Here is a 26,881-nt window from a genome sequence, read left to right on the forward strand (position 1 = left end):
TCGTGAAAAGAATTAATTTATTACACATCATTATTGTCTTTACAATTTCAATGGCAACAGCAAAGGCACAAGTCGGCTACAACACGAGCAGCAATGATTTTTGGAGGAATGTTCAATTCGGAGGCGGGATTGGCTTAGGTTTTGGAGATGGCTGGTTTAGCGGAACACTTTCTCCAAGTGCCATCTACCCTGTAAACGACCAGTTTGCCACCGGCGTCGGGTTAAATTTCAGTTATGCCGATCAAAAAGACGTCTATACGGCCACTATCGTAGGAGGAAGTATCATCGGATTATTCAATCCTATAAATGAGATGCAGATCTCCGGTGAATTTGAAGAACTTCACGTAAGCAGGAAATTTGAATTTGACGGAAGCAATTTAAAAGATAACTACTGGGTTCCGGCTTTATTCTTCGGACTCGGCTACAGCACGAGGAATGTAACTGTGGGGTTAAAATATGATGTTTTACACGATAACGACAAAAGCTTCTATGCAGATGCCCTGATCCCCTTCATCAGGGTCTATTTTTAAGGCTTGCAGTAACTGTTTTTATACCACACTTTCTGCCATTCCCGTTTTAGAACCAGAAAAGTAACCTGTTCTGAAAGCAACACTATATCCGGGCCTTCTAACTCTTTTATTTGTTGTTCCGGCACATCTACGATATAAAGCAGATTTAAATAATCGGCAAACCTCTCATTGATGAGCTTAAAGAGAAGCTCATGCAATTCTTGTTTTAAATGTATTGGCCTGATATCATTATCGAAAACAACCTCAACATTGGCTAAGGAAAGATCTTTGTTTAGCTGAACGACCAGTTTATCGTACAGCTTCTCCCGGTGCGCCAGTTTTAAAAGAGAGCCAGTATCTTTAACCTCAATTGCCATGCCTCAGTTTTTATATACTTTCCCTCCCTTCATAACAAAAACGACCTTTTCGAGGGTTTTAATATACTTTGTAGGATCTTGGTCGACAGCAATAATATCGGCGTAGAAACCTGGTTCGAGTTGCCCGATTCTTTTCTCCTCTCCCAACAGCCTGGCAGCAACCACCGTAGCCGCCTGTATAGATTCCATTTCAGGCATTCCTGCTTCTACCATATACCCAAACTCCTTTCCATTCTCACCGTGGGGGAAAACCCCCGCATCTGTACCGAAAACAATTGGCACTCCTTTTTTATACGCTTTGGCAAAAGTTCCTTGTATCTGAGGGCCTACTTCTCTTGCCTTTGGCGCCACAATGTCGGGATAAAACCCTGCGACTTCGGCTTTTTCAGCAACAAATTTTCCGGCCGTTATGGTTGGCACCAAATAAGCATCGTATGCTTTCATCAGCGCCATGGTTTCATCACTCATAAATGTACCGTGCTCTATTGTCTTTACCCCGCCTTTAACCGCCCGCTGCATCCCTTCATCTCCATGTGCATGTGCTGCGACCAACATTCCGTAATCTTTTGCCGTTTCGGTGATCGCCTTTACTTCATCTATAAAAAACTGCGGATTCTTGCCGCTTTTAGCGACGCTTAACACGCCCCCTGTAGCCGTAATTTTAATTACATCAGCTCCGTTTTTGTATCGTTGACGCACAGCTTTCCGGGCTTCTTCAGGAGAATTGATGACCCCTTCCCTTGGCCCCGGATCACCCATCAGGCTATTTTTACTGCCGTTTGTCGGGTCTGCATGCCCTCCTGTAGTTGCAATGGATTTCCCTGCCGTAAAAATACGAGGCCCATCCACATACCCGTTATTGACAGCATTGCGCAAAGCTATATTCACTCCTGTCCCACCCAGATCACGAACAGTCGTAAACCCGGCCATTAAAGTTCTTTTGGCATACACTGTACTTTCAAAGGCAATATCGGCTTCATTAAAGGTATAACGGGCCATATAGCGCTTAGGATTCGTCTCGCTTTCTAAATGCACATGCATATCGATTAAACCCGGAAGCACTGTTTTATCTTTAAGATCTATAAGCTTGTCATTTGTCTCGGGATCTACATAGCCATCCCTCACCTCTTTAATTTTATCTCCTGATATAATAATAGTTTTTTCAGAAAGCACTTTTCCTTTTTCGGCATCGATCAATTTACCGCAGTGCAGCAATATATCCTGAGCAAAAGCAGAAGGGGAAACTATCGTTAAAACAAGGATCAATATCTTTTTCATCATAAAAGGTTTGGTTTATGATAAAGGTATTATTTTTTTCGGATTTTTTGTTCCCATTTCCAGGCTGAGGCCATAGCTTCGTCGAGTGTTGAAACAGCTTTCCACCCCAATTTATTATTCGCTTTACCTGTATTGGCATATGCTTCTATTACATCGCCTGCCCTCCGGGGAGCTATTTTATAATTCAGCTTCTGCCCTGAAACCTTTTCAAAACTATTGATTACTTCCATCACGGAACTTCCGGTTCCTGTTCCTACATTAAAGATTTCGTAATTTGATTCGTTTTTGTTTTGAAGGAGTCTTTGCAAAGCGACCACATGTGCTTTGGCCAGATCTACCACGTGAATGTAATCGCGGACACACGTCCCGTCCGGTGTAGGATAATCATCGCCAAACACAGAAAGCTGTTCTCGCATCCCCACACCGGTCTGCGTAATAAACGGCACCAGGTTTTGCGGAACCCCGATTGGCAATTCCCCGATTTCTGCCGACGGATGTGCCCCTACCGGATTGAAATAACGCAATGATATCGCTTTTAGGTCATCGCAAACCTTACATACATCCCTGATAATCTCTTCTCCTACCTGTTTGGTATTTCCATATGGTGATGCCGCCGGTTTCACAGGAGCATCTTCAGTAATAGGCAACTCATCTGCCTGGCCATACACCGTACACGATGAACTGAAAATAAAGTTAGCATTCTTCTTTTTCGCCAGTTCCTGTAGGATATACACAAGGGTATTAATGTTATTTTCATAATAGAGAAGCGGATTTTCAACACTTTCTCCAACGGCCTTGGAAGCTGCAAAGTGTATCACTCCATCTATATCCTGATGTTCTTGAAAAAATTCCTGAACCTTTAATTTATCGCGAAGATCAAGTTTTTCAAATTCCGGGGTCTTTTGGGTGATATTCGTTATTCCGTCAAGCACTTCGATTGAGGCATTCGACAAATTATCTATAACCACCACGTCAAAACCGGCATTTTGTAATTCCACAACGGTATGCGAACCTATGAATCCGAGTCCGCCTGTAACTAATATTTTCACTTCTACTATCTTTTAAAAGCTGTTTACTCTTCAAAAGTAAGGAAAATTAAGAGCTGAAGAACAAACATCCTACCTGTTTACGGAAATAAAATAAATACCGGAACACCAGAAAGTGTAATTATTGAACCGATCTCAAAAATCGTGTATGAATCAGAGCTTTTATGAAACAAACACTGGAATTATCACCAGCCTCATTAAAGCTTATACTCCCTGAAGTATTAACAGCTCATTTCAGCCTAGTTTTTTATCAAATCTACCAGGATACGTTCCATTTATGTTTTGAAGAAAAGAACCCCAAAAGAAGAAAAATATCATATGTTCATTAAATAAACTGTATAGTTTTTTAGGATGGATCAGGCTCTACCCTGTATTATAGTATGGCTATATACGGGGAATGCATGGGAAATATACGGAGTAGAGGGGAATATCTATAAAGAGTGAACGGACTTTCTACGGACTTTTTGATGTTTACCGGGGCGAATTTGACTTAATTACATATTAACAATGCCGTTGTTTTTATGAAGATCAACAATATACAAAACAACTTATAAAATCCCTAAAAATGATATTATTTAAATTAGCGTTCGGTTTTAACATGGCTATAGACGGAAACTCACTAATATAAAACCTTCAAGGCTTCATTCAAGGTTTGCGAAATATTGATTTTTTCCTGCACAGATTAACCACAATATTTGCATAAACACAATAATTGGTCACGATCCTTACTATTTATGAACAACCAAAAAAAGCCCCGGCTGTAAGAACAGCCGGGGTAAATTACCTATATTAATCATTCACAAAGGCTATGACCTTCGAAGTTATAAAGTCAATTTGTTCATCATCGAGCTCGGTATGCATCGGAAGCGAAATCACTTCTTTCACTAGTTGATTCGTTACTTCAAAGTCGGCTTCATTATAACGACTGTCCGTATAAGCCTTCTGTAAGTGCAAGGGAATCGGGTAATAAACACCACACGGAATCCCGTTCTCATTCAGGAATTTTACCAATTCATCACGCTTACCATTTGTAATTCTCAATGTATACTGATGAAATACATGCTCTTCTTTGTTATCCGAAAAATCGGGGGTAATGATATGCTCCTGCCCTTTAAATGCCGCTGAATACTTTTGGGCTGCACGATAACGAGCTTCATTATACTGATCTAATCTTGGCAGTTTAGCTGCCAATACAGCTGCCTGCATACTATCCAGTCTGGAATTAACCCCTACCACATCATGATGGTAGCGTTCATACATCCCATGATTCACGATTCCTCTTAGCGTATGAGCCAGTTCGTCATCATTAGTAAAGATCGCACCGCCGTCGCCATAACATCCCAGATTCTTGGAAGGGAAAAAAGAAGTTGCAGCAACGTGGCCTATTGCACCGGCCTTTTTCTTGCTACCATCCTTATACAAGTAACTCGCCCCGATTGCCTGGGCATTATCTTCAATCACATAAAGATTGTGTTCTGCTGCGATTTCCATGATAGCCTCCATATTTGCACACCGTCCAAACAAATGTACCGGAACTATCGCTTTCGTTTTTGGGGTAATAGCTTTTTTAATAGCCTCTACAGAAATATTAAAATCATCCGCATTCACATCTACCAAAACCGGGGTTAGCTGCAAAAGTGCAATTACTTCTACAGTTGCAGCAAAAGTGAAATCGGCTGTGATCACCTCATCGCCGGGCTTTAATCCCAAACCCATCATCGCTATCTGCAATGCATCGGTACCATTTGCACATGGTATTACGTGTTTTATCCCCAGATATGATTCTAAATCTTTTTGAAACTGATGAACATAAGGTCCGTTTATAAACGCGCTTGTTTCCAAAACCTCATCGATAGCCCCTTTTACCGTATCCTTAATCGCTTCGTATTGACCTTTAAGATCAACCATTTGAATTTTCTTCATTCACTTATATAGTTATATGAAACAATATTACAAAATTAAGCAACTGCAACCAATGAAATTAACTAAAGAGGCGTATTTTAGCAGCAAACTGTAAACAAGGTGTTTTTTATCTATAATGTATTGGTTGTCGTATCGGGGTTATTGTTGAAAATAATAGCATTGTTCAACAATAAAATCAGGCTTTTTGTAAACGGAAGAAAGAATGTTTTTGAAACTTTAAAAAAGGAAATTGCCCCCTCAGATAAAATCATCTGGTTTCACACGGCCTCCCTGGGAGAATTTGAACAGGGACTTCCTGTTATTGAGGAGGTTAAAAAGAATTACCCCGGTTACAAAATACTGGTAACATTCTTCTCTCCCTCGGGATATGAAGTAAAGAAAAAAAGTAAGGCAGCCGACATTATCAGCTACCTTCCGCTGGACACAAAAAGTAATGTAAAAAGGTTTCTGGATCTGTCTCAGCCTGAACTGGCAATCTTCGTTAAATACGAGTTTTGGCCAAATTACCTTCAGGCACTGCTAGACAGAAGGGTTAAAACCCTGCTCATCTCGGCGATCTTCAGGAAAGACCAGGCCTTTTTTAAATGGTACGGAACCTTTATGCGTAAATCGCTGGTTACTTTCGATCATTTTTTTGTACAGGATGAAAATTCGAAACAACTTCTTAAAAAGATCGGCTTCAATAATACTACCGTAAGTGGCGATACAAGGTTTGACAGAGTTGACGAAATTCTTGAACGGGACAACACCCTGGACTTCATTGCTGAATTCATCAATGGCCGATTGTGTTTTGTAGCAGGCAGCACCTGGCCGGAAGACGAAGAATTAATCATCAAATTCATCAATGAGAGCGCACCGGGAACCAAATTCATTATCGCCCCTCACAATATCAAACCTAAAGAGATCGGCAAATTACAAAACAGCATAACCAAAAGCGCTGTACTATACACAAAGAAACAAAACCTCGATCTGAAAGACTACGATGTATTGATTGTCGATACCATTGGAATCCTTACCAAAATATATAGTTACGCCAACATAGCATATGTTGGTGGCGGAATGGGAGATACGGGGCTTCACAATACCCTAGAACCTGCTGTTTTTGGAATTCCGGTCATCATCGGTGAAAATTACGGTAAATTCAAAGAAGCTGCCGATCTTGTAGAACAAGGCGGGGTTTTTTCTATAAAAAACTATTCAGAATTCAATACTATCCTGAAAAACCTACTAAAAAGTACTACAAAAAGAGTTCAGAAAGGCAGGCTGAACATGGAGTTTATTCAAAAAAATAAGGGAGCTAAAGAGCTGATAGGCAACTACATTAAGAAGGAACTGTAAAAAATTCACCCCCTACTAAAAATATGTTAAAAAACATTTTGCAACTATTAAAAAAAGTTGCACTTTCGCACTTTAGTTAATAAACTGATAAAACTCAAAACAAATCATGAAAAAAACAATTTTAAACATCGCTCTTGTCTTAGCATTGGGTACATCGCTTGTTGCCTGTAAAGACACCAAGAAGGCTGAAGATGCTGCTCAGGATGCTGTAGAAGCAGTTGAAGAGACAACTCAGGACGCTGCTGAAGCTATCAAAGAAACTACCGAAGATACTAAAGAAGCCATCGAGGAAGCTGTTGATACTCTTGAGAAAGCTGCTGAAGACGCAAAAGAAGCTACAGAAAACGCTGTTAAAGACGTTAAAGAGGCTGTAGAAAACGCCGGAGAATAATTAATTTCCGGACAATACCATAAAAAGTCTTTCTGATCAGAAAGACTTTTTTTATTTCATAAGTTTTTGGTATTATAATTGTTTAACAAACTTTAAGACAGTATGTAATTGAATTTATTATTTTTACAACAGATTTTAAAGTATGAATAAATTACTTATAATAATCGCAACGATTTTTTTCTTACCAATTGAAACCGATGCCCCTGGTACACATAGCGCTTTCAGAGGCGGCGAATGGTTTCAGTTCAGAATCCACTATGGCATTTTTAACGCCAGCTACGCAACGCTAAGCGTTAACGAAACATCATTAAACGGAAAAGACGTATATCATGTAGTCGGAAAAGGAAGCACCACAGGTCTTGCCAGAGTATTTTTTAAAGTTGACGATAATTATGAAAGCTATTTCGATAAAGAAAAGCTTGTCCCGTATAAATTTATACGGCAAATCGACGAGGGAGGATATACCAAAGATCTCGAAATAAATTTCAAACACGATCAGGATAAGGCCGTTGTGTTAAACCGAAAGCACAACAGAACGACTGTTATCGAAACCCCGGATGGCATACAAGATCTTATTTCGGCCTTTTATTACCTCAGGAACAATTATGATTTTTCCTCTTTTAAAATAGGCCAGGAGGTTGACCTTGAACTGTTATACGACGATGATGAAGTTTTCAACTTCAGACTACGTTTTCTAGGCTGGCAAACCTTAAACACAAAATTTGGCAAGGTCAGATGCCTCAAATTTCGCCCGTATGTTCAATCGGGAAGGATCTTTAAGGAAAAGGAAAGTGTTACATTGTGGGTCAGTGACGACGACAACAGAATACCGATCAGAATACAGGCCGATCTGGTTATCGGATCGTTAAAGGCAGATTTAAACGCCTTTAAAGGACTTAAACACCAATTTAAAATTCAGCTGGACTAAGAATGGAAATAAAACCTGAAATTGCGGAAAGGATAGCAAAACTTGAAGAGAAATACAAAAATTCAGGGCAGGACCTAGGCTCTTATTTAGATGGTCTTTTACACGACAGGTATCTTACCTACTGGGACTACATCCATCTGGATACCTTATTGAGTTTACAGATACCGCGGACCCATTTCCCCGACGAGGAGATCTTTATCATGTACCATCAGATTACAGAACTCTACTTTAAACTTATCATTCACGAACAAAAACAGCTTATTGATGACAAACTTCAACGGGCTGAGTTCTTCACCAAAAAAATAAACAGGATCAATAATTATTTCAGGGCATTGATATCGTCTTTTGAAATAATGATCACCGGAATGGAACGTGAACAATTTTTGCAATACAGGATGTCATTGCTGCCGGCCAGCGGTTTTCAGTCTGCACAATACAGAATGATTGAATTTTATTCGACCCCGATGGAAAACCTGGTGCATCTGTCTGTCAGGGATACGATGTCTGAAAAGAAGGAACTCGAAGAACTTTATGAAAATATTTACTGGAAAAAAGGAGCTACCGATATTGAAACCGGCGAAAAGACACTGACACTGAAACAGTTTGAATACAGATACACACCTCGTTTTATGAGAATAGCCAACCAGGTAAAAAACACTACGTTGTATCAAAAATATTTACAGCTACCCGAAAAAGAAAAGAACAATAAAGATCTTATAAAGGCGTTAAGAACGCTAGACACCAATGCAAATGTACACTGGCCGTTGATGCATATGGGGTCTGCATATCGTTATTTAAGAAAAGATCAAAATACCATAGATGCCACTGGCGGAACCAATTGGAAGCAATTTTTACCTCCAAGTTATCAAAAAATCATCTTTTTTCCTGAACTTTGGAGCGATCAGGAAAAACTCGATTGGGGAAAACAATGGGTCGATCATATGTTTAATCCGGAAAAAACAAATTAAATGCTTAGAAAACTCTTGTTGGGAACGCTGGTAATTATAAGTATATCAGCATGTAAGAAAGAAAAAGAAAATGTTAATGAAGAAAAGCAAGTAGTTATTGAAAAACCAAAAGAGGTTAATGAATTTGGTTTTAACCTCAACAATTTTTTTGTGCTTCGCGATACGATAAAACAAGGCGATAGCTTTGGAGAGATCCTGGCCAAAAATAAAATTGACTATTCACGGGTATACCAAATCGCCGAAAAGACCAAAGACAGCTTTGACATCAGAAGGCTTCAGGCAGGAAAACCTTACACTATCCTGTGTTCTAAGGACTCTTTGCAAATACCCCAATGCTTTATCTATCAGCCGAACAAAATTGATTATGTGGTTGTTAACTTTGCCGACTCCATTCACGCTTACTCTAAAAAGAAACCCGTAAAGATCGTAGAACGGGAAGCCACGGGGACCATCAGCAGTTCGTTATCAGAAGCCATCCTGGAAAAAGGCATGGACTACCAGGTGTCGCATGAGCTTGCAGACATCTATGCCTGGACCATCGACTTTTTCAGGTTGCAGACAGGCGACCGGTTTAAAGTTATCTACGAAGAAAGATATATCGACGATACCATATATGCAGGAATGGGCAAGATCAAAGCTGCTTATTTTGAACACCTCGATGAATCGTTCTATGCCTTCAGGTTTAAAACAGACACCATTAACGACAGAAGCGACTATTATACTGATGATGCTAATTCGTTAAGAAGATTCTTCTTAAAAGCTCCTTTAAACTATTCCCGAATATCCTCACGTTATTCAAGGAAGAGGTTCCACCCTGTACAAAAACGATGGAAAGCACATTTAGGTACCGACTATGCAGCTCCGAGAGGAACTCCCATATGGGCAACAGCTAACGGTATTGTTACCAAATCGGGTTACACAGCCGGAAATGGTAAATACGTAAAAATCCGTCACAACAGCGTTTACGAAACCCAATACCTTCATATGTCTAAAAGGGCTGCCAAGGTTGGCGAATATGTAAAACAAGGAGATATTATAGGATATGTAGGAAGTACAGGTCTGGCAACAGGCCCCCACGTGTGCTATCGTTTCTGGAAGAACGGGAAACAGGTAGACCCTTTCAGCCAGGACCTGCCATCGGCAGAACCTATCAAACCGGAAATAAAAGAACGATATCTTGAATTCATCCAACCGATTAAAACTCAGTTAGACAACATTATTTTTGAAGAAGAGAGAGAAGAATTTATTGCAGAATTAAATTAAGCATGGCATTAAGCAACTTGAACCCAATCAATACTGAGGCCTGGAAAAAGCTTCAGCTACACCATCAGGAAATTAAAAATCTAAACATGAAATCGCTCTTTGCTGAAGACAGTGAAAGAGCCGATTCATTTACCATTAAATGGAATGATTTTTACGTCGATTATTCAAAGAACAGGATTACGCCCCAAACCAGGTCGCTACTACTTCAACTGGCTAAGGAATGCAATCTGGAAGATGCAGTAAAAAGATACTTTTCAGGAGACATCATTAACGAAACTGAAGGCCGGGCCGTACTACACACTGCCCTCAGGGCAAAAGAAAATGACACCGTATTGGTTGACGGAAAAAATGTAATTCCTGAAATTTTCGCTGTTAAAAATAAAATAAAGGAATTCTCGAATGCCGTCATTTCGGGATCAAAAAAAGGGTATACAGGTAAAGCCTTTACCGACATTGTTAACATCGGTATTGGAGGCTCCGACCTGGGTCCTGCCATGGTTACCGAAGCGCTACAGTTCTATAAAAATCATTTAAAGGTGCATTTCGTGAGCAATGTAGACGGAGACCATGTACACGAAACCATTAAAGACCTCAATCCCGAAACCACCCTGTTTATTATAGTTTCTAAAAGTTTTACAACCCAGGAAACACTGAGCAATGCACAAACCATCCGAAACTGGTTTTTATCAGATACATTCACAACCGGTGAAAATGACATAGCCGGGCATTTTGTTGCGGTATCTACGAATTTGCCTAAAATCAAGGAATTCGGTATCAGCAGTGAAAATATATTCCCGATGTGGGACTGGGTAGGCGGCCGTTTTTCCTTATGGAGCGCTGTAGGTTTATCGATAGCACTGGCTGTTGGATACGATAATTTTGAAGAACTACTTGAGGGTGCCTACGACATGGATGTGCATTTTAAAACCACACCATTCGAAAATAACATTCCGGTCATACTATCACTTCTAAGTATCTGGTATAATAATTTTTTCAATGCAGAAAGCGAAGCGATCATCCCTTATACTCAATACTTAAACCGTTTTGCTGCCTACCTGCAACAAGGTATTATGGAGAGTAACGGAAAAAGCATCGACAGGGACGGTCACCTGGTAAATTACCAAACAGGCACTATCATCTGGGGTGAGCCCGGTACTAATTCCCAACATGCCTTTTTTCAATTAATACACCAGGGAACCAAGCTAATTCCGGCAGATTTTATTGGCTTTACAAATTCTTTACACAAAGACAAAGATCACCACAACAAACTGATGGCTAATTTCTTTGCGCAGACGGAGGCACTTCTCAATGGTAAATCAGAGACCGAGGTACGCAGCGAATTAGAAGGAAAAATGGATGATAACACCATACAAAAACTCTTTCCTTATAAAGTATTTGAAGGCAACAAACCATCTACAACCATACTTATAGATAAATTAACCCCTAAAAGTATGGGGGCATTAATCGCCATGTATGAACATCAAATTTTCGTTCAGGGAGTTATCTGGAATATTTACAGTTATGATCAGTGGGGTGTAGAATTAGGGAAACAATTGGCAACAAAAATCCTGAAAGATCTCACAGCTGAAAATATTGATAATCACGACTCTTCCACCCGAAATCTGATCAGATTTTTCAAGAAAAATCAAAAATAATTGTTAATAATTCAGTTTACAAGTTAATTAACCATACCCTATACCGTTATATATTCTGTCTATATTTGTTATGCACGTATAATATTTAACATTGCCTTAATATAATAGTATGTTAAATAGTAGAATTTTGCACCGTAAAATCAAATTTAACTAACAAATGAAGACAATTTACAATTGGATTTTTTCAGCAGTTTTTACTTTGGTAGCCACTGCAGCTTTTTCCCAGGGTACCGTTACCGGTACTATCATGGATGGGGAATTTAACGAACCCTTACCGGGAGCAAACGTTATGGTTAAAGGCACCACTAACGGAACTTCCACCGACTTTAACGGTAAGTTTTCCGTTGATGTTTCTGAAAACTCGGGAACACTGGTTATTACTTACGTAGGATTTATTAAAAAAGAGGTTAAGTTCACTTTAACCGGAGGTAGCGCCAACCTGGGCACTATTGTTTTAAAAGCTGACGCACAGGAGCTGGAAGGGGTTGTTGTTGTCGGGTCAGGGGTTATTGATTTGGCTTCCGACAGGAAAACACCTGTTGCCGTATCGACCATAAAGGCAAGTGAAATCAGAGAGAAAGCAGCTAACTGGGATCTTCCGGAAATCTTAAAATCAACTCCTTCTGTACAAAATATAAAAGGGGGTGGTTTTGGAGACGGTAGTATGTTCCTAAGAGGTTTCGACCAAACCAATACAGCCTTCTTACTTAACGGACAGCCAATAAACGGAATGGAAGACGGTAAGATGTACTGGTCTAACTGGAGCGGTGTTTTGGACGTTGCCAATGCTGTACAGGTACAAAGAGGACTTGGAGCCTCCAAGCTGGCTATTTCTTCTGTGGGTGGAACAGTTAACATCGTTACAAAAACGATAGACCAAAGAGAAGGTGGTTTTGCACAGGCCTTGGTAGGCAACAATAACTATGTGAAAACCACTGCTTATTATTCTACCGGAGTTAATGAAAAAGGCTGGTCTTTTTCTGCTATGTTAGGCCATTGGCAAGGTAACGGTTATGTAGATCATACTGATGGCCAAGGTCAAACCTATTTTATATCCGTAGGTTATCAACCAAACGAAAATAACACCTTAAACTTCCTGATAACCGGAGCTCCTCAGTGGCACGCGGTAGCAGGTAGTGGCAGCATCGAATCTTTCTTAGAGAATGGGAGACGCTATAATTCATGGAATTTCTCCGGAGTAAACAGCCCTAACACTTTGAATGGTAAAGGCAATGTCTATCCGGGAGGTCGAAACATTTATCATAAACCGGTTGCCAATTTAAGCTGGGACTGGACAATAAATGAAAAATCTGGTTTATCTACCGTTCTATATGGCTCTATGGGTAGAGGTAGTTTTGCTCAAGCAATCACATCTGGCAACGATGTCCTTTATGCAAGAGGTTCAAACAATAATCATAATTGGTACGGTATAGTTACTAACTACAACAATCAATTAACTGAAAACCTAAACTTTAACATAGGTGCTGATGCCCGTTTTTATAATGGTATCCATTTCAGGGATGTAAGGGAGTTTATTTCTGTTGACGCTGTAAATGCTTCTTCAGGATATAGTGGTGATTATGTACTTACAAGCGCAGGAGGTATTAATCCATGGAAAGCCTTTTTTAATCCAAATAATGACCACGGTCAAAAGTTTGGTTACGATTATGAAGAACAGATTAATTATACCGGTGTATTTGGACAGCTAGAATATGCAAATGATGCCTTATCCGCTTTCTTCCAAGGTTCACTATCTACACAGTCACACGTGAGAACTGAGTTCTTAAACACTCAACAAGAAGGAAAATCTGAAGAATCGGACAAAATACACAATCCTGGTTTCAATGTTAAAGCCGGTATTGCCTACGCATTGGCACAAAACCACAAAGTATTTGCAAATGCAGGACATTACTCTCGTCAGCCTTTCCACGACGTCCTTTTTAGAGACAATAGAGGAAGTAACGAATATTTAATGCCGGAAGTAGAAAATGAAAAAATAACGGGTTTTGAAGCTGGTTATAAATTAGGAGGAAGTGCCTTCTCTGCAAACCTTAACCTGTATCACACCACATGGGATAACAGAACTTTACTCAGTGATAATGGTGAACAGGAAGAAGATTATATAGGATACCAAACCCAGGGTGTAAAACAGGTACACACTGGTGTAGAATTGGAAGTATTCACCAGACCTTTTGATAAATTAAAATTAAACGGCTTTATGTCAGTAGGCAACTGGAAATTTAAAGGCAATGGAAGTCAAAGGTCTTTTGATCAGGATGGAGATGAAATAGGCTCTGCTGTAACAGTAGAAATTGACGGCTTCAATGTGGGTGGTGCAGCTCAATTTACAGCCGGAATTAATGCTGACTATGAAATTTTACCTAGATTCAGCGTTGATGGAGCATGGAATTTATACAACAATTTTTATTCTACAGGTTCTTTAACCGAAGAAACATTAGAATTACCATCATACGATACTGTTGATGCAGGATTAAGTTACAAAATGCTTGTAGGACAAAATAAACAAAATTCAGTACAACTTAGATTTAACCTTAACAACGTATTCGACGAAGTGTATTTAGAATCTGTTAATGGAAATCTGGCGGCTTCAAATAATCCGGACGAAAACTACAAAGGCGTAAATATTAACAACAACGGTAGGTTCGGTTACGGCAGAACCTGGAACTTTAGCTTACGCTACAACTTCTAAGGAGGTAATCAATAATACTATTCTAAAACCCGGCAAAAGCCGGGTTTTGTTTTTAACAAACAATACATACATTTGCTCAGATCAAATTATCGAATAAATGACCTTGGAACAATTAAACGAAACCGTCGACTATCTAAAAGAAAAAGGATTTGACCACCCAGAAACAGGAATTGTATTGGGTTCCGGCCTGGGAAAACTCGTTGATGAAATTTCAGAACCTATTATAGCGCATTACAACCACATCCCTTTCTTTCCTCTGGCTACAGTTGAATTTCATAGCGGAAAACTCATATACGGAACACTAGAAGGAAAAAAAGTGGTAGTGATGCAGGGGAGGTTCCATCTTTATGAAGGATACGACCTTATAGATGTAACATACCCTATCCGGGTGATGCATCAACTAGGCATAAAAAAACTATTCGTTTCCAATGCCTCGGGAGCTATAAACCTCAATTTTAAAAAAGGTGATTTAATGCTTATTGAAGATCATATTAACTTATTAGGAGGTTCTCCCCTCGCCTTTAAAGGGGTTGGCCGGTTTGGAGAACGTTTTGCCGACATGAGTGAGCCCTATGATGTTGAAATGAAAAATGAACTTAAGCGCATTGCAAAACAAGAAAACATAGACCTCAAAAGCGGTATCTATGTATCTGTATTGGGACCACAACTGGAAACCAAAGCTGAATACAGAATGCTGAAAATAATCGGTGCTGATGCTGTAGGAATGAGCACCGTACCCGAAGTTATTGTGGCCAATCATTTAAAACTGCCTGTTGTGGCTGTATCTGTTATCACTGATATCGGCGATCCTGATAACCTGAAACCTGTCAGCATTGATGAAATCATCGAAGTGGCCGGCAAGGCTGAACCCAAAATGAGCTGCCTGTTCAAGAAACTTATCAAAACTCAATAAAAAAGTCCTGATCGAACGATCAGGACTTTTTTCTACGTTTAGATTGTTGTTAATTCTTCACCAACCGGCTTTCACTGTTCCAGGTAGTAACATTTGCTATTCGGTTATCTGTATAATCGACCTCACTTAACTTACCATCTGCCCAGAAAAACCATTTTCCTGTTTTCTTACCTTGATCGTAATTTGCTATAGCTGTTTTTTTACCATCCAGGTCGTAAGACACCCATTCTCCCTGAAGCTTCCCATTCAGATAATATCCTGCCTGTGCTACCTTTCCATTGTCGTGAAAGTAAGTTGCTTTTATCATATCATCCTGTTTCTCAAAAACAGGTTTTTTGCTATCTTCCTGTGCGTACAACGCAAAAGAAAACAAAAACGCTAATGTTAATGCTATCCTTTTCATAATGTTTGTTTTTTTAAACGCTTTTGTCGACTTTATAATTTACATTACAATAACAAATATAATTTATTTTTTACTTTAAATCAACCTTTACGTAACATTAATTTAACATTGAGGTCATAACCATTTGATTTTCAAACTTTAATTATGATCGGTTTAACAAATTCACCTTGTCCGCTCCCTTTAATTCAGACATCACTTAAAACCTGTAACCGTACAGATATAAAAAGCTTTACAAAACCTTAAATCGTCTTATATAACTTATTACCTTTGCAGCATTAAAATCAGCAGATAATGTTTAGATCTTATACTTGTGGTGAGCTTCGCTCAACAAATATTAATGAGGAAGTAACATTGGCCGGATGGGTTCAGAAATCAAGAGATAAAGGATTTATGATCTGGGTCGATCTCAGGGACCGGTACGGCATCACCCAATTAATTTTTGATGAAGAAAGAACACCCGAAAGTGTTTTTAATCAGGCTAAGACCCTTGGTCGTGAATATGTAGTACAGGTAAAGGGGACTGTTATTGAGCGAGAGTCCAAGAACAAGAATATTCCTACCGGAGCTATCGAAGTACTGGTTTCAGACATTAAAATTTTAAATGAAGCTGAAACGCCTCCTTTTACTATCGAGGATAATACCGACGGTGGAGAAGACCTGAGAATGAAATATCGTTATCTGGATATTCGCAGGAACCCGGTAAAAGACAAATTAGTTTTTCGACATAAAGTCGCTATGGAAGTGCGCAACTATCTTTCAAAAGAAGGATTTATAGAGGTTGAAACCCCATATCTTATAAAATCGACTCCGGAGGGAGCCAGGGATTTCGTGGTACCGTCAAGAATGAACGAAGGACAGTTTTACGCCTTGCCCCAGTCGCCTCAAACCTTTAAGCAGCTTCTTATGGTTGGGGGACTTGACAAATACTTTCAGATTGTAAAATGTTTCCGTGATGAAGACCTGAGAGCGGACAGGCAACCCGAATTTACGCAGATTGACTGTGAAATGGCATTTGTAGAACAGGAAGACATTCTTAACATCTTCGAAGGTTTAACCAAATATCTGTTAAAGGAGATCAAAGGTGTTGAAACCGAAAAGTTTCCGAGAATAACTTATGCCGATGCCATGCGTAAATATGGTAACGATAAGCCGGACATACGTTTTGGAATGGAATTCGGCGAATTGAATACCGTTGCGCAACACAAAGACTTTAATGTATTTAATACTTCCGAATTGGTAGCTGGTATTGCAGTTCCGGGCGCCGCCTCATATACCCGTAAGGAGATCGATCAACTTATTGACTGGGTTAAACGTCCGCAAGTTGGTGCTAAAGGGATGGTATACGTTAAATGCAATGACGACGGTACTTATAAATCTTCCGTCGACAAATTTTACGATCAGGAAGATCTTGCCAAATGGGCCGAAAAAACAGGCGCTAAAGCAGGTGATCTGATCTGTGTATTATCCGGAAACACAAATGAAACAAGAGCTCAATTGAGCGCCTTAAGAATGGAACTCGCTGAACGTCTGGGCCTAAGAAATGCCCATGAGTTTGCTCCGTTGTGGGTTGTCGACTTTCCTTTACTGGAGTGGGATGAAGAAACCGAAAGATATCATGCCATGCACCACCCTTTTACTTCTCCTAAACCGGAAGACCTTTCTCTTTTGGAATCAGATCCGGGCAAAGCAAGGGCCAATGCATACGATCTGGTACTGAACGGTAATGAGATCGGAGGAGGATCGATACGTATCTTTGATCAGGAATTGCAAAGCAGAATGTTTTCACTGCTCGGATTTACCAAAGAAGAAGCAGAAGCTCAATTCGGCTTCCTGATGAACGCCTTTAAATACGGAGCCCCGCCACATGGAGGGATCGCATTTGGTTTTGATCGCCTGGTAGCTATATTGGGGGGGCAGGAAACGATCCGTGATTATATCGCTTTCCCTAAAAATAATGCTGGACGCGATGTTATGATCGATGCTCCGGCACCTATTGACGACGATCAATTAAAAGAATTATGTTTAAAGATTGATCTTTAAACATTAATAACTAAACACTTATCCCGCTACATGCGGGATTTTTTTTCATCTTTGTTAATCTAATCATCCCTGAGATAAGTTTAATATGCCTAACCAAAAGAAATCATTACTGGCAAAACTATTAATCTGGCGTGCAAAGCATATTTCGCACCGGCAGTTTATATTAATACTCAGTATCTTGGTAGGTTTTACATCCGGAGTAGGCGCACTTATCTTAAAGAATTTCACTCACTTTATCCAACACATGCTGGAGGGCAATCTGGTTCAGTATTACCATCACGCCTTCTATTTTATCTTTCCTATTATCGGATTTGGCATTGTTTACCTGATTATGAAATATATCATCAGAAACAAAGTGAGTCATGGTATCCCTTCCACCTTGTATGCTATTTCAAAACGCAAAGGACTAATGAAACGATACCAGATGTTCGGGAGTATTTTAACTGCACCGATAACAGTTGGTTTTGGAGGATCCGTCGGTCTGGAAGGCCCTACAGTAGCTACCGGAGCTGCCATAAGTTCAAACATCTCACAGTTGTTTCACATGAATCAACCTACGAGAACATTATTAATTGGTTGTGCTGCAGCGGGAGCCTTGTCGTCTATTTTTAAAGCCCCGATCGCTGCCATTATTTTTGCCATAGAAGTCTTCAGTCTTGACCTGACCCTGACATCACTCGTCCCCCTGCTACTGGCTTCTTTGTCGGCAATCATCACTTCTTACTTTTTCTTTGGCGATGATATTTTACTTCCTTTTCGGATTGAAGATAAGTTTGTTATAGCCGATATTCCATATTTTATTATCTTAGGAATCGTTGCCGGTTTGGTCTCGATCTACTTCTCAAAAGTATATGAGCGTATACATAACTTTTTTGACAACATAGAATCTCCTGTAAACAGGATCATTATTGGCGGAGTTGCCATCGGACTTCTGGTATTTTTAATTCCCCCGCTGTACGGTGAAGGCTTTGATGTTATGAACAACATTATTAAAGGCGATCTGACAGCAGCGTTGAAAGGAAACATTTTCAACCTCGACCTCGACAATAACTGGAACGTTATCGGCCTTCTGGCTGGCCTCGTCCTTTTTAAAGTAGTAGCAAGCTCCATCACCTTTGGAGCCGGAGGTGTGGGTGGTATTTTTGCCCCTACATTATTTATGGGAAGTATTCTTGGTAACTGTGTTGCCAAAACCCTGAACAGCCTCGGATTGTTCAACACATCTGTTTCTGAAAGTAATTTTACGTTAGTGGGCATGGCCGGATTAATGGCAGGCGTACTACACGCCCCCCTTACAGCCATCTTCCTGATAGCGGAGTTAACAGGAGGCTACGAACTGTTTATCCCGTTAATGATTACCGCTGCCATATCGTATTCCTTTACCAAATATTTTGTTTCTTATTCCGTCTATACGACCGAACTGGCCCGTAAAGGAGAACTCATCACCCACGATAAAGATCATGCGATACTCACTTTTATGGATATAGAAAGTGTGATCGAAAAAAACTTTATGCCTGTTAATCCCGAGATGACACTCGGAGAGATCGTGCATAAGGCCGTGGTAAAATCCTCCAGAAACATCTATCCGGTCTTAAACACTAAAACCAGAACCCTTGAAGGAGTTATCCTGCTCGATGATATTCGTCCGATTATGTTTGACCAGGCTATGTACAATTCTGTGAAGGCCACAGATGTAATGCAAGCCCCTCCGGCCATCATTGAAATGGAAAAAGACAAAATGACGACGGTGATGAAAAAATTTCAGGACAGCGGTGCGTGGAACCTCCCTGTAGTAAAAAACGGGGTTTACGTTGGCTTTGTTTCTAAATCTAAACTATTGACCGCATACAGAAGAAAGTTGATTAACTTTGCAGTATAACTTAAAGTGCATACGAAAAGTTGAATACGCTTCTATTAGCGCTTTACCATAAAAACAATAAAAGAAAAAAGCAAGTTGCCATCAATTTGAAACTGGCGGGCAACATCCAATACAACTGACGTAAATGAAAAGGTTTCTTCAAATATTATTTATCGCCATTATGGTTACCATGGCCACAGGGTTTTATTTTAAAATGAATGACGACAACCTTACCGGAGATCGCCTGGTCGGCATCGGGGTTCTGGCCATTGCCTTTATTCTAATACCGTTCTTTATCTACCACAGATCCAAAGGAAAGAAAATTCAGGACTATATGTTTACCCAGGAAAATATAGATAAAATGAACAACAAAAAAGGCGATAGCACTGAAAATCAATAATTTTTCATAAAAAAAACATTCTTTTTACTTGGTATGTCAGATTAAATATTACCTTAGCGCTATCAAATTAATTTTTATTTTTTTTATAATGACTGGTACAGTAAAATTTTTCAATGATTCCAAAGGTTACGGATTCATTACCAACGATGACACAGGAAGCGATATTTTTGTTCATGTAACTGCATTGAACGGAGTAGAACTTAACGAAGGAGACAAAGTAGAATATAACGAAGAAGAAGGCAAAAAAGGAAAAGTTGCTTCTGACGTAAGAGTTATAGGATAATCATATTTTATTTTGGAAAAATTTAAAGCGTAACACAGGTTACGCTTTTTCTGTTTATAGAAGCCGGTTGTTTTATTACTCGATCATCGAGATTTAACTGTTCCGACGCTTGCCCTTGTAAAATGTTCCTAAAGGAATTTCACAGGACTTGCATTGAAATGTTTTGCCATGCGCCAACTGGCTCCATCGCTAAAAAGGTCTACCAGACCTTTTCTTTACGCTTGGCCCTCTCGTGGGTTTGCCCCGAGGTAGTTTACGGCATTAATTCAAATTTCTCTTTTCGATAAAGAATCTTTTTAACAGTCCGGAAGCTTCATCTTCCATCACCCCCCCAACAAGCCGGGTTTTAGGATGCAGGCCGGCTCCCATGGCCGCACACCCCCTTTTTTCATCTTTGGCCCCATAAACAACTTTTGATATCTGGCTCCAGTACAATGCCCCTGCACACATCTGGCATGGTTCCAGGGTGACATACAAGGTACAGCCGTGCAGATACTTTCCTCCCAGATAGTTTGCTGCTGCTGTTATAGCCTGCATCTCGGCATGTGCTGTAACATCAGTCAGGGTTTCGGTAAGATTATGGGTTTTAGCAATGATCTTATTATCAACAACTATCACGGCCCCTACAGGCACTTCTCCCTTTTCAAAAGCCAGTTCCGCTTCTTGAAGGGCTCTCTTCATAAAATAATTATCATCAAAAGGATTCATCATGCATCAAAAATACAATTTCAACTCGTATTTTTGCGGTATGCCATCAAAATTACTTACATCTGTTCATTCGCCTGATGACTTAAAAAAGTTGTCACCGGAACAACTTCCGCAATTGGCGAAAGAGCTCCGGGAATTTATTATAGATATTCTCTCGGTAAAAGAAGGTCATTTAGGTGCCAGCCTGGGTGTGGTAGAACTCACCATAGCGCTTCATTATGTCTTTAACACCCCTGATGACCTTTTGGTCTGGGATGTCGGACACCAGGCTTATGGCCATAAAATATTAACAGAAAGAAGGGAGGTCTTCCATACCAACAGACAGCTTAACGGAATCAGTGGTTTTCCCAAACGTTCGGAAAGCAAATACGACACTTTCGGTGTCGGACACAGTTCTACCAGCATATCTGCTGCTTTAGGGATGGCCATAGCTTCCAGTCTTAAAGGAGAAACCGACAGGCACCATATAGCAATAGTCGGCGACGCTTCGATAGCGAGCGGAATGGCTTTTGAGGCTCTTAACCATGCCGGGGTATCAGACGCTAATATCCTGGTAATTCTAAATGACAATGCTATAGGGATAGACCCCAGTGTCGGTGCTTTAAAGGAGTATCTCACCAATGTCAAAGAGCGTAAATTACGGAATCAGCAAAATATTTTTGAAGCTTTAAACTTTAATTATTCCGGTCCAATTAATGGCCATGATATCGATATTGTGGTTAATGAACTCAACCGTCTTAAAAAGATCAAAGGTCCTAAGTTTTTACATATAATCACAACTAAAGGGAAGGGTTTAAAAAAGGCAGAACAAGACCAGGTTCGCTACCATGCACCCGGAAAATTTGATAAGGTCACGGGAGAATTGGCTCCTAAAACCAACAAAATTCAGCCTCCAAAATTTCAGGATGTTTTCGGGCATACTCTTGTAGAGCTTGCGAAAAATAATGAAAAAATTGTCGGTATTACCCCTGCGATGCCTACCGGAAGTTCATTAAAATTTATGATGGATGAGATTCCTGAGCGTGCATTCGATGTAGGAATAGCAGAACAGCATGCGGTTACACTTGCGGCAGGAATGGCCGCTGAAGGCCTCATCCCCTTTTGCAATATATATTCTACATTTTTACAGCGTGCTTACGATCAGGTTATACACGATGTTGCGATACAAAACCTGCCTGTGATTTTTTGCCTAGACAGGGCCGGTTTGGTAGGGCAAGACGGTGCTACCCATCATGGTATTTTCGACATAACATACCTGAGATGTATCCCGAACCTCACTATATTTGCCCCCAGAGATGAGTCCGAGCTCAGAAATATAATGTACACCGCCCAATTCGGGCTCGACCACCCTATCGCTATCCGTTACCCAAGAGGCCGGGGTATTCAGAAAGACTGGCAAACCCCATTTGAAAAAATAGATATTGGTACCGGAATTACTTTTAAAACAGGAAGTAAAATAGCTATCCTGTCCATAGGATTCATTGCTAAAAATGTGGAAGAAGCCATTCAAAATCTAAATAATAGTGATAAAATCGCCCATTTTGGCATGCGTTTTGTGAAACCTTTGGACGTAAAATTGTTGCATCATATTTTCAAGGATTATCAAACCATAATCACTATTGAAGACGGAACAATAACGGGTGGTTTCGGCAGTGCGATTCTTGAATTCGCTGCCATACACAACTATCGTTCAAACATAAAAGTTCTGGGAATACCGGATACTTTCATTGAGCATGGCACCGTTGAAGAATTGCAGCAAATAGCCGGTATAGACAGCAAATCTGTTGAAGAAATACTGCAACAATTTTTATAAGATTATTTTTTTTATCAATTTTGCGAAGCTAAATCACTAATAATGAAACAATTCGTAGTTTTATTCTCTCTATTTTGTTGTTATCTTTCTTATTCTCAGGTAGACACCCTGACCATAATCAAACAGGATACTTTAGTACACACTAAAGACACTCTCATTATTAAAAAATATTATTTTGCTTCTCAGATAGATTCCTTGATCAAAAAAATCGAAAAGCCCGTTGCTAAAATAGATTCGGCTGCCAAGAAGCAAGATTCGGCTGTTGCCAATATTGATACAGTTCCTAAATCTAACTGGACGAAAGAAAATAAACTTGGTTTAAACTTAACAGAAGTTGCCTTTGTAAACTGGAATGCAGGGGGAAACAATTCTTTTTCTGCTATTACAAACGGACAATTCACACGAATCTACAAAACAGCCAAGACTTCCTGGAACAACGAGTTAAGGTTGCGTTTCGGCTTAAATGCCCAGGAAGGAAGGGAGCTAAGAAAATCGGACGATAAAATTGAATTCAATTCAACTGCCGGTTTTAAGAGAAAAGAAAAATCGAGCTGGTACCATTCGGCTAAATTAAATTTCAGGACCCAGTTCAGTAATGGTTACAAATACCCGGACACCGACACCCCTATTTCGCGGTTTATGGCTCCCGGTTATCTGTTTTTAGGTGTTGGAGCCGAATACATTAAAGACAAACCGGACTTCAATCTCTACCTTTCACCCCTTACCCAAAAATCGACTTTTGTTCTCGATCAGGACCTGGCAGACAAAGGTGCCTTCGGTGTACAGAAAGCTGAATACGATGCGGACGGGAATGTTATCCGGCACGGCAAGAACATTTATACTGAAGTAGGGATATTGGTCACGAACTCATTTAAGAAAAACATCTCCAAAAACATGGAGTTTAGTAACAGGGTTAACCTTTACACCGATTACTTAAACAGTTTTGGGAATATTGACATGGACTGGGAAATGCTGTTGGATCTTACTGTAAATCAATACGTAAAGGCCAATATCGGCACACATATCCTCTACGATAACGATGTGAAGTTTAAAGAATTCGAGAATCCGGAAGGGGAAACTCAAAAGTACGGCGCCCGTGTGCAGTTCAAGCAATTGCTGGGTGTCGGAATCTCCTATTCCTTTTAAGATTTAATTTTCTTTTTCTTCCTCCTCCTTATTTTTCTTTTTGAGGAAGGAAAAGATCCCTTTTTTCTTTTTTTCGCCGAATTTCTTTTTAGACACCTCTTTGTCAAAAATACGCTCAAAGAAAGTTTCTTCCCGTAACGGCTCACAGTCCAGAGCTGCTATAACCTCATCTGAAGGCCGGTCAAACCTTGCATTTGAAATTGATTGAAAATCGGTATCGGCATTAATCCTTTTAAGGAAAAGTGCTACAGTGGGCAACGCTGAGTTGGCTCCCTGACCAATAGCGGTATTACTAAACCCGATCCTGTGATCGTCATTGCCGACCCATGAAGCCATCACGAGATCAGGCGTTACAGCCACAAACCAACCATCTTTATTATTCTGGGTAGTTCCGGTTTTTCCGGCCATATCATTTTTGAGCCCGTACCTATTTCTTATTCTGATCGCAGTGCCTTCGTTTACCGTTGCCTTCAACATTTCCAGGATACTTTCCCTGGTCTGATCGGAATACGCAGGCTCCATGCTTTCTATTTTAGGCTTATACTCCCACAAAATATTTCCTTCCCTGTCTTCGACCCGTTCTATTAAATACGGCTTTACCGACACCCCTTTATTGACAAATCCGGTGTAAGCCGACGCCAATTCCATTAATGACATCTCGGCAGTACCCAGGGCCAACGACGGTACTTGAGGCAGATCTGTTTCTATCCCCATCTTCCGGGCCTGGCTGATCACAGCTTCTACACCTGTTTCATCCATTACTTTTACCGCTATGGTATTTATCGAATTGCTGAGTGCCTTTTTAAGAGCGTATTTAACTGTAATGTCTTCATCTTCGTTCTTAGAGGCATTTTCGGGCGTCCAGTCTTCTTCTCCTTCATAAGTTATCGCTTTTAACGAAAAATACGTACATGGTTCCATTCCGTTTTCCAGTGCAGCGGTGTACACAAAAGGCTTAAATGTAGACCCCACCTGCCTCTTACTTTGAAACACATGATCGTATTTATACGATTGAAAATCTATTCCGCCGACATAGGCTTTTACTGCTCCTGAATGCGGGTCTAAGGCAACAAACCCGGTATTTAACAATTTTAAGTAATGAGAAATACTATCCAATGTTGACATGTCTCTTAACTCATCTTCTTTTTTCCAGTCGAACACCTTCATTTTCTTTTTGATACTTAAAGAATCATAGATTGCATCCTGCTTTAAACCTTTCTGTTTCAGACGCTGATACTCCGGCAACTTACTTACGGCTTCAGAAACGATTTGCTTATTCTTCCAGGGCTTTCTTTTTCCATAAGCCTGTTCAAACTGCTGCTGAAGTTTAGCCATGTGTTCTTCCATGGAATCCTCCGCATATTCCTGCATCCGGGCATTCAGGGTTGTATAGATCCGGAGTCCGTCCTTATACAGATCGTATACCGACCCGTCTTCCTTTTTTATTTTTGAAACAAGCACTCCGGCTTCCCTCCTTACCTGTTCCCTGAAATAAGGGGCCAGGCCTTCATTTGAATCAAAATACTGATAGGCCAGCTCTAGTTTTTCGCCTTTCACCTTGTTGGCTTCATCTTCGGTAATGAAGTTGTACTTTACCATTTGTTGCAGCACTACATCTCTTCTAAACTGACTACGTTCCGGATATAACCTCGGGTTATAGCTATGGGAAGCTTTTAATGTTCCTACCAATGTTGCCGCCTGCGACAATGACAGCTCGCTTGTCGAACAATCAAAAAATTTCTGTGAAGCGCTTTCAATGCCGAAAGTATTATCGCTAAACGGAACCGTATTAAAATAAAGGGTTATGATGTCTTCTTTAGGAAATATTCTTTCTATTCTTCTCGCTGTTATGGCTTCCTTTACCTTATTGACCGGCATACTAAAGACTCCATGATTCTTTCTGCCATACAGATTCTTAACCAATTGGGTTGTTATGGTGCTCCCCCCTCCTGATGATTCATCGCTTAGCAGGATCGTTTTAAAAAACACCCTTCCCAAACTCCTCATATCGACCCCTGAGTGTTCGTAAAACCTGACGTCTTCGGTAGCTATTAACGCATCGATCAAGTTTTGGGGTAACTCTTTGTACTTTACGGACTGTCGGTCAAAAACGAAATACTTCCCTATTAACTCGTCATTTTCATCTAAAACAAGACTTGCCTGTGCCTGCTTCAATTCTTTTAAGTCATTTACATCAGGTAGTTTACCCCATAAGCCTGCATATACGGAAACACAGAAACCTGTTACAGCCAGAAGCAATAACGCGGTAGTTTTTAAAAATATTTTTAAAAATCGTTTCTTGTTATTTACACCCATTAAGGAGCATGTTTAGTTTTGTATACGATTAATATACGATCTTAAACTCTTAAAGGGATGTTAACATCTTCTTTTTTCTAAAGAAAAATGAGGCGAACAGGAAATCCTGTCCGCCCGACACAGTTTAGTTGAGTTTATAATAGCAATACCTGGGCTATAAATTTACTGCTTAGCATTTGGTAAGGTTTAATCGTTCAGGCCACTTACATTTGTCGTTGTTATGTTTATATCCCAAACAAAAAAGCCCCCCATGCTATAAACAGGAGAGAGCCAATCACCCCAAGCCCAATTAATTTTTCAAAAAATTGTAATGAAAAGCCCTCCCTTAAAACTATGCTTATATAGAAAATATGATCCCTCTATATTAAGAGATCACTACATTAATTAAGACACCTTCCGGCGGGGGAGGTCACTTTAATTTTTGAAAAATAAAGTTATTTTATTCCAATCATTGCCCTGCTTTCACAGGATCCCTGAATCTAACAAATAGGTTTTCCGCAGTTTCGTTGCGTATAACACGCTGTTCCAGGGAAAAAATCATCTGCGCGAACAAGTACAGACAGAGATCAGGGTTTTTTACATCCTGCTATTGAGTAAGAATACAAAAGTGCATAT

General features: G+C 40.0%; 22 protein-coding genes. 15 read left to right on the forward strand and 7 right to left on the reverse strand.

The window, feature by feature from the left end; genetic code table 11:
• The first annotated feature begins 2 nt into the window (after window positions 1–2).
• A complete protein-coding gene (locus tag MQE36_RS03015; protein WP_242937720.1) occupies window positions 3–530 on the forward strand; it encodes an alpha-ketoglutarate decarboxylase in 528 nt (175 codons plus the stop codon).
• Here MQE36_RS03015 and MQE36_RS03020 read toward each other — a convergent pair.
• The 4 genes from MQE36_RS03020 to MQE36_RS03035 form a co-directional block, all read right to left on the reverse strand.
• A complete protein-coding gene (locus MQE36_RS03020; RefSeq protein WP_242937721.1) occupies window positions 527–886 on the reverse strand; it encodes a hypothetical protein in 360 nt (119 codons plus the stop codon). The genes MQE36_RS03015 and MQE36_RS03020 overlap by 4 nt on opposite strands.
• A 3-nt stretch (window positions 887–889) precedes the next feature.
• The gene (locus MQE36_RS03025) at window positions 890–2,164 is read right to left on the reverse strand and encodes a metal-dependent hydrolase family protein (RefSeq protein ID WP_242938808.1); all 1,275 of its coding nucleotides are present in this window, start codon (window positions 2,162–2,164) and stop codon (window positions 890–892) included.
• 29 nt (window positions 2,165–2,193) lie between these two features.
• Window positions 2,194–3,213, reverse strand: coding sequence for a UDP-glucose 4-epimerase GalE (galE, locus tag MQE36_RS03030; RefSeq protein ID WP_242937722.1), 1,020 nt, complete (start codon window positions 3,211–3,213; stop codon window positions 2,194–2,196).
• 786 nt (window positions 3,214–3,999) lie between these two features.
• The gene (locus tag MQE36_RS03035; RefSeq protein ID WP_242937723.1) at window positions 4,000–5,133 is read right to left on the reverse strand and encodes a DegT/DnrJ/EryC1/StrS family aminotransferase; all 1,134 of its coding nucleotides are present in this window, start codon (window positions 5,131–5,133) and stop codon (window positions 4,000–4,002) included.
• 99 nt (window positions 5,134–5,232) lie between these two features.
• On the opposite strand from MQE36_RS03035, the gene MQE36_RS03040 reads away from it, so the two are divergent.
• The 8 genes from MQE36_RS03040 (at window position 5,233) to MQE36_RS03075 (ending at window position 15,299) form a co-directional block, all read left to right on the forward strand.
• Entirely contained in the window at window positions 5,233–6,471 is a 1,239-nt protein-coding gene (locus MQE36_RS03040; protein ID WP_242937724.1) for a 3-deoxy-D-manno-octulosonic acid transferase, read from the forward strand.
• 106 nt (window positions 6,472–6,577) lie between these two features.
• On the forward strand, window positions 6,578–6,862 hold the full coding sequence (locus MQE36_RS03045; protein ID WP_242937725.1) for a hypothetical protein: 285 nt from the start codon (window positions 6,578–6,580) through the stop codon (window positions 6,860–6,862).
• A 142-nt stretch (window positions 6,863–7,004) separates the two neighbouring features.
• Window positions 7,005–7,790, forward strand: a complete 786-nt coding sequence (locus MQE36_RS03050; protein ID WP_242937726.1) for a DUF3108 domain-containing protein — start codon at window positions 7,005–7,007, stop codon at window positions 7,788–7,790.
• A gap of 2 nt (window positions 7,791–7,792) precedes the next feature.
• Window positions 7,793–8,758 carry a tryptophan 2,3-dioxygenase family protein gene (locus tag MQE36_RS03055; RefSeq protein ID WP_242937727.1) on the forward strand — a complete coding sequence of 322 codons (966 nt, stop codon included), beginning with the start codon at window positions 7,793–7,795 and terminating at the stop codon, window positions 8,756–8,758.
• Window positions 8,759–10,021: a M23 family metallopeptidase gene (locus MQE36_RS03060; protein WP_242937728.1), complete on the forward strand. Its 1,263-nt coding sequence runs from the start codon at window positions 8,759–8,761 to the stop codon at window positions 10,019–10,021. It abuts the gene before it with no gap.
• A gap of 2 nt (window positions 10,022–10,023) precedes the next feature.
• On the forward strand, window positions 10,024–11,676 hold the full coding sequence (gene pgi, locus MQE36_RS03065; protein ID WP_242937729.1) for a glucose-6-phosphate isomerase: 1,653 nt from the start codon (window positions 10,024–10,026) through the stop codon (window positions 11,674–11,676).
• A 157-nt stretch (window positions 11,677–11,833) separates the two neighbouring features.
• Window positions 11,834–14,386, forward strand: coding sequence for a TonB-dependent receptor (locus tag MQE36_RS03070; RefSeq protein ID WP_242937730.1), 2,553 nt, complete (start codon window positions 11,834–11,836; stop codon window positions 14,384–14,386).
• 97 nt (window positions 14,387–14,483) lie between these two features.
• The gene (locus tag MQE36_RS03075; RefSeq protein WP_242937731.1) at window positions 14,484–15,299 is read left to right on the forward strand and encodes a purine-nucleoside phosphorylase; all 816 of its coding nucleotides are present in this window, start codon (window positions 14,484–14,486) and stop codon (window positions 15,297–15,299) included.
• 49 nt (window positions 15,300–15,348) lie between these two features.
• Here the strand turns inward: MQE36_RS03075 and MQE36_RS03080 are convergent, their stop codons facing one another.
• A complete protein-coding gene (locus MQE36_RS03080) occupies window positions 15,349–15,702 on the reverse strand; it encodes a toxin-antitoxin system YwqK family antitoxin (protein WP_242937732.1) in 354 nt (117 codons plus the stop codon).
• Between the two features lie 291 nt (window positions 15,703–15,993).
• Here MQE36_RS03080 and aspS point away from each other — a divergent pair, with 291 nt between their 5' ends.
• The 4 genes from aspS (at window position 15,994) to MQE36_RS03100 (ending at window position 20,283) form a co-directional block, all read left to right on the forward strand.
• On the forward strand, window positions 15,994–17,742 hold the full coding sequence (gene aspS, locus MQE36_RS03085) for an aspartate--tRNA ligase (RefSeq protein WP_242937733.1): 1,749 nt from the start codon (window positions 15,994–15,996) through the stop codon (window positions 17,740–17,742).
• 85 nt (window positions 17,743–17,827) lie between these two features.
• On the forward strand, window positions 17,828–19,621 hold the full coding sequence (locus tag MQE36_RS03090; protein ID WP_242937734.1) for a chloride channel protein: 1,794 nt from the start codon (window positions 17,828–17,830) through the stop codon (window positions 19,619–19,621).
• A 124-nt stretch (window positions 19,622–19,745) separates the two neighbouring features.
• Window positions 19,746–20,000 carry a hypothetical protein gene (locus MQE36_RS03095; RefSeq protein WP_242937735.1) on the forward strand — a complete coding sequence of 85 codons (255 nt, stop codon included), beginning with the start codon at window positions 19,746–19,748 and terminating at the stop codon, window positions 19,998–20,000.
• Window positions 20,001–20,088: 88 nt separating this feature from the next.
• The gene (locus MQE36_RS03100) at window positions 20,089–20,283 is read left to right on the forward strand and encodes a cold-shock protein (RefSeq protein ID WP_278286602.1); all 195 of its coding nucleotides are present in this window, start codon (window positions 20,089–20,091) and stop codon (window positions 20,281–20,283) included.
• A gap of 261 nt (window positions 20,284–20,544) precedes the next feature.
• On the opposite strand, the gene MQE36_RS03105 is transcribed toward MQE36_RS03100, so the two are convergent.
• Window positions 20,545–20,994 (reverse strand): nucleoside deaminase, encoded by a 450-nt coding sequence (locus tag MQE36_RS03105; protein ID WP_242937736.1) that lies wholly within the window; start codon window positions 20,992–20,994, stop codon window positions 20,545–20,547.
• A gap of 37 nt (window positions 20,995–21,031) precedes the next feature.
• Between MQE36_RS03105 and dxs the strand changes: the two genes are divergently transcribed.
• Window positions 21,032–22,804: a 1-deoxy-D-xylulose-5-phosphate synthase gene (gene dxs, locus MQE36_RS03110; RefSeq protein WP_242938810.1), complete on the forward strand. Its 1,773-nt coding sequence runs from the start codon at window positions 21,032–21,034 to the stop codon at window positions 22,802–22,804.
• A gap of 42 nt (window positions 22,805–22,846) precedes the next feature.
• A complete protein-coding gene (locus MQE36_RS03115; protein WP_242937737.1) occupies window positions 22,847–23,950 on the forward strand; it encodes a DUF3078 domain-containing protein in 1,104 nt (367 codons plus the stop codon).
• Between the two features lie 3 nt (window positions 23,951–23,953).
• Here MQE36_RS03115 and MQE36_RS03120 read toward each other — a convergent pair whose 3' ends face one another.
• Window positions 23,954–26,266 (reverse strand): penicillin-binding protein 1A, encoded by a 2,313-nt coding sequence (locus MQE36_RS03120; RefSeq protein ID WP_242937738.1) that lies wholly within the window; start codon window positions 26,264–26,266, stop codon window positions 23,954–23,956.
• Window positions 26,267–26,881: the final 615 nt, after the last annotated feature.

This window comes from Zhouia spongiae (assembly GCF_022760175.1).
Lineage (GTDB): Bacteria > Bacteroidota > Bacteroidia > Flavobacteriales > Flavobacteriaceae > Zhouia > Zhouia spongiae.

Coding starts and splice junctions, on each gene's coding strand:
- MQE36_RS03020 (WP_242937721.1), bottom strand. CDS start 886: ATGGCAATTGAGGTTAAAGATACTGGCTCTCTTTTAAAACTGGCGCAC.
- MQE36_RS03025 (WP_242938808.1), bottom strand. CDS start 2,164: ATGAAAAAGATATTGATCCTTGTTTTAACGATAGTTTCCCCTTCTGCT.
- MQE36_RS03035 (WP_242937723.1), bottom strand. CDS start 5,133: ATGAAGAAAATTCAAATGGTTGATCTTAAAGGTCAATACGAAGCGATT.
- MQE36_RS03045 (WP_242937725.1), top strand. CDS start 6,578: ATGAAAAAAACAATTTTAAACATCGCTCTTGTCTTAGCATTGGGTACA.
- MQE36_RS03050 (WP_242937726.1), top strand. CDS start 7,005: ATGAATAAATTACTTATAATAATCGCAACGATTTTTTTCTTACCAATT.
- MQE36_RS03055 (WP_242937727.1), top strand. CDS start 7,793: ATGGAAATAAAACCTGAAATTGCGGAAAGGATAGCAAAACTTGAAGAG.
- MQE36_RS03060 (WP_242937728.1), top strand. CDS start 8,759: ATGCTTAGAAAACTCTTGTTGGGAACGCTGGTAATTATAAGTATATCA.
- pgi (WP_242937729.1), top strand. CDS start 10,024: ATGGCATTAAGCAACTTGAACCCAATCAATACTGAGGCCTGGAAAAAG.
- MQE36_RS03070 (WP_242937730.1), top strand. CDS start 11,834: ATGAAGACAATTTACAATTGGATTTTTTCAGCAGTTTTTACTTTGGTA.
- MQE36_RS03075 (WP_242937731.1), top strand. CDS start 14,484: ATGACCTTGGAACAATTAAACGAAACCGTCGACTATCTAAAAGAAAAA.
- MQE36_RS03080 (WP_242937732.1), bottom strand. CDS start 15,702: ATGAAAAGGATAGCATTAACATTAGCGTTTTTGTTTTCTTTTGCGTTG.
- aspS (WP_242937733.1), top strand. CDS start 15,994: ATGTTTAGATCTTATACTTGTGGTGAGCTTCGCTCAACAAATATTAAT.
- MQE36_RS03090 (WP_242937734.1), top strand. CDS start 17,828: ATGCCTAACCAAAAGAAATCATTACTGGCAAAACTATTAATCTGGCGT.
- MQE36_RS03095 (WP_242937735.1), top strand. CDS start 19,746: ATGAAAAGGTTTCTTCAAATATTATTTATCGCCATTATGGTTACCATG.
- MQE36_RS03100 (WP_278286602.1), top strand. CDS start 20,089: ATGACTGGTACAGTAAAATTTTTCAATGATTCCAAAGGTTACGGATTC.
- MQE36_RS03105 (WP_242937736.1), bottom strand. CDS start 20,994: ATGATGAATCCTTTTGATGATAATTATTTTATGAAGAGAGCCCTTCAA.
- dxs (WP_242938810.1), top strand. CDS start 21,032: ATGCCATCAAAATTACTTACATCTGTTCATTCGCCTGATGACTTAAAA.
- MQE36_RS03115 (WP_242937737.1), top strand. CDS start 22,847: ATGAAACAATTCGTAGTTTTATTCTCTCTATTTTGTTGTTATCTTTCT.
- MQE36_RS03120 (WP_242937738.1), bottom strand. CDS start 26,266: ATGGGTGTAAATAACAAGAAACGATTTTTAAAAATATTTTTAAAAACT.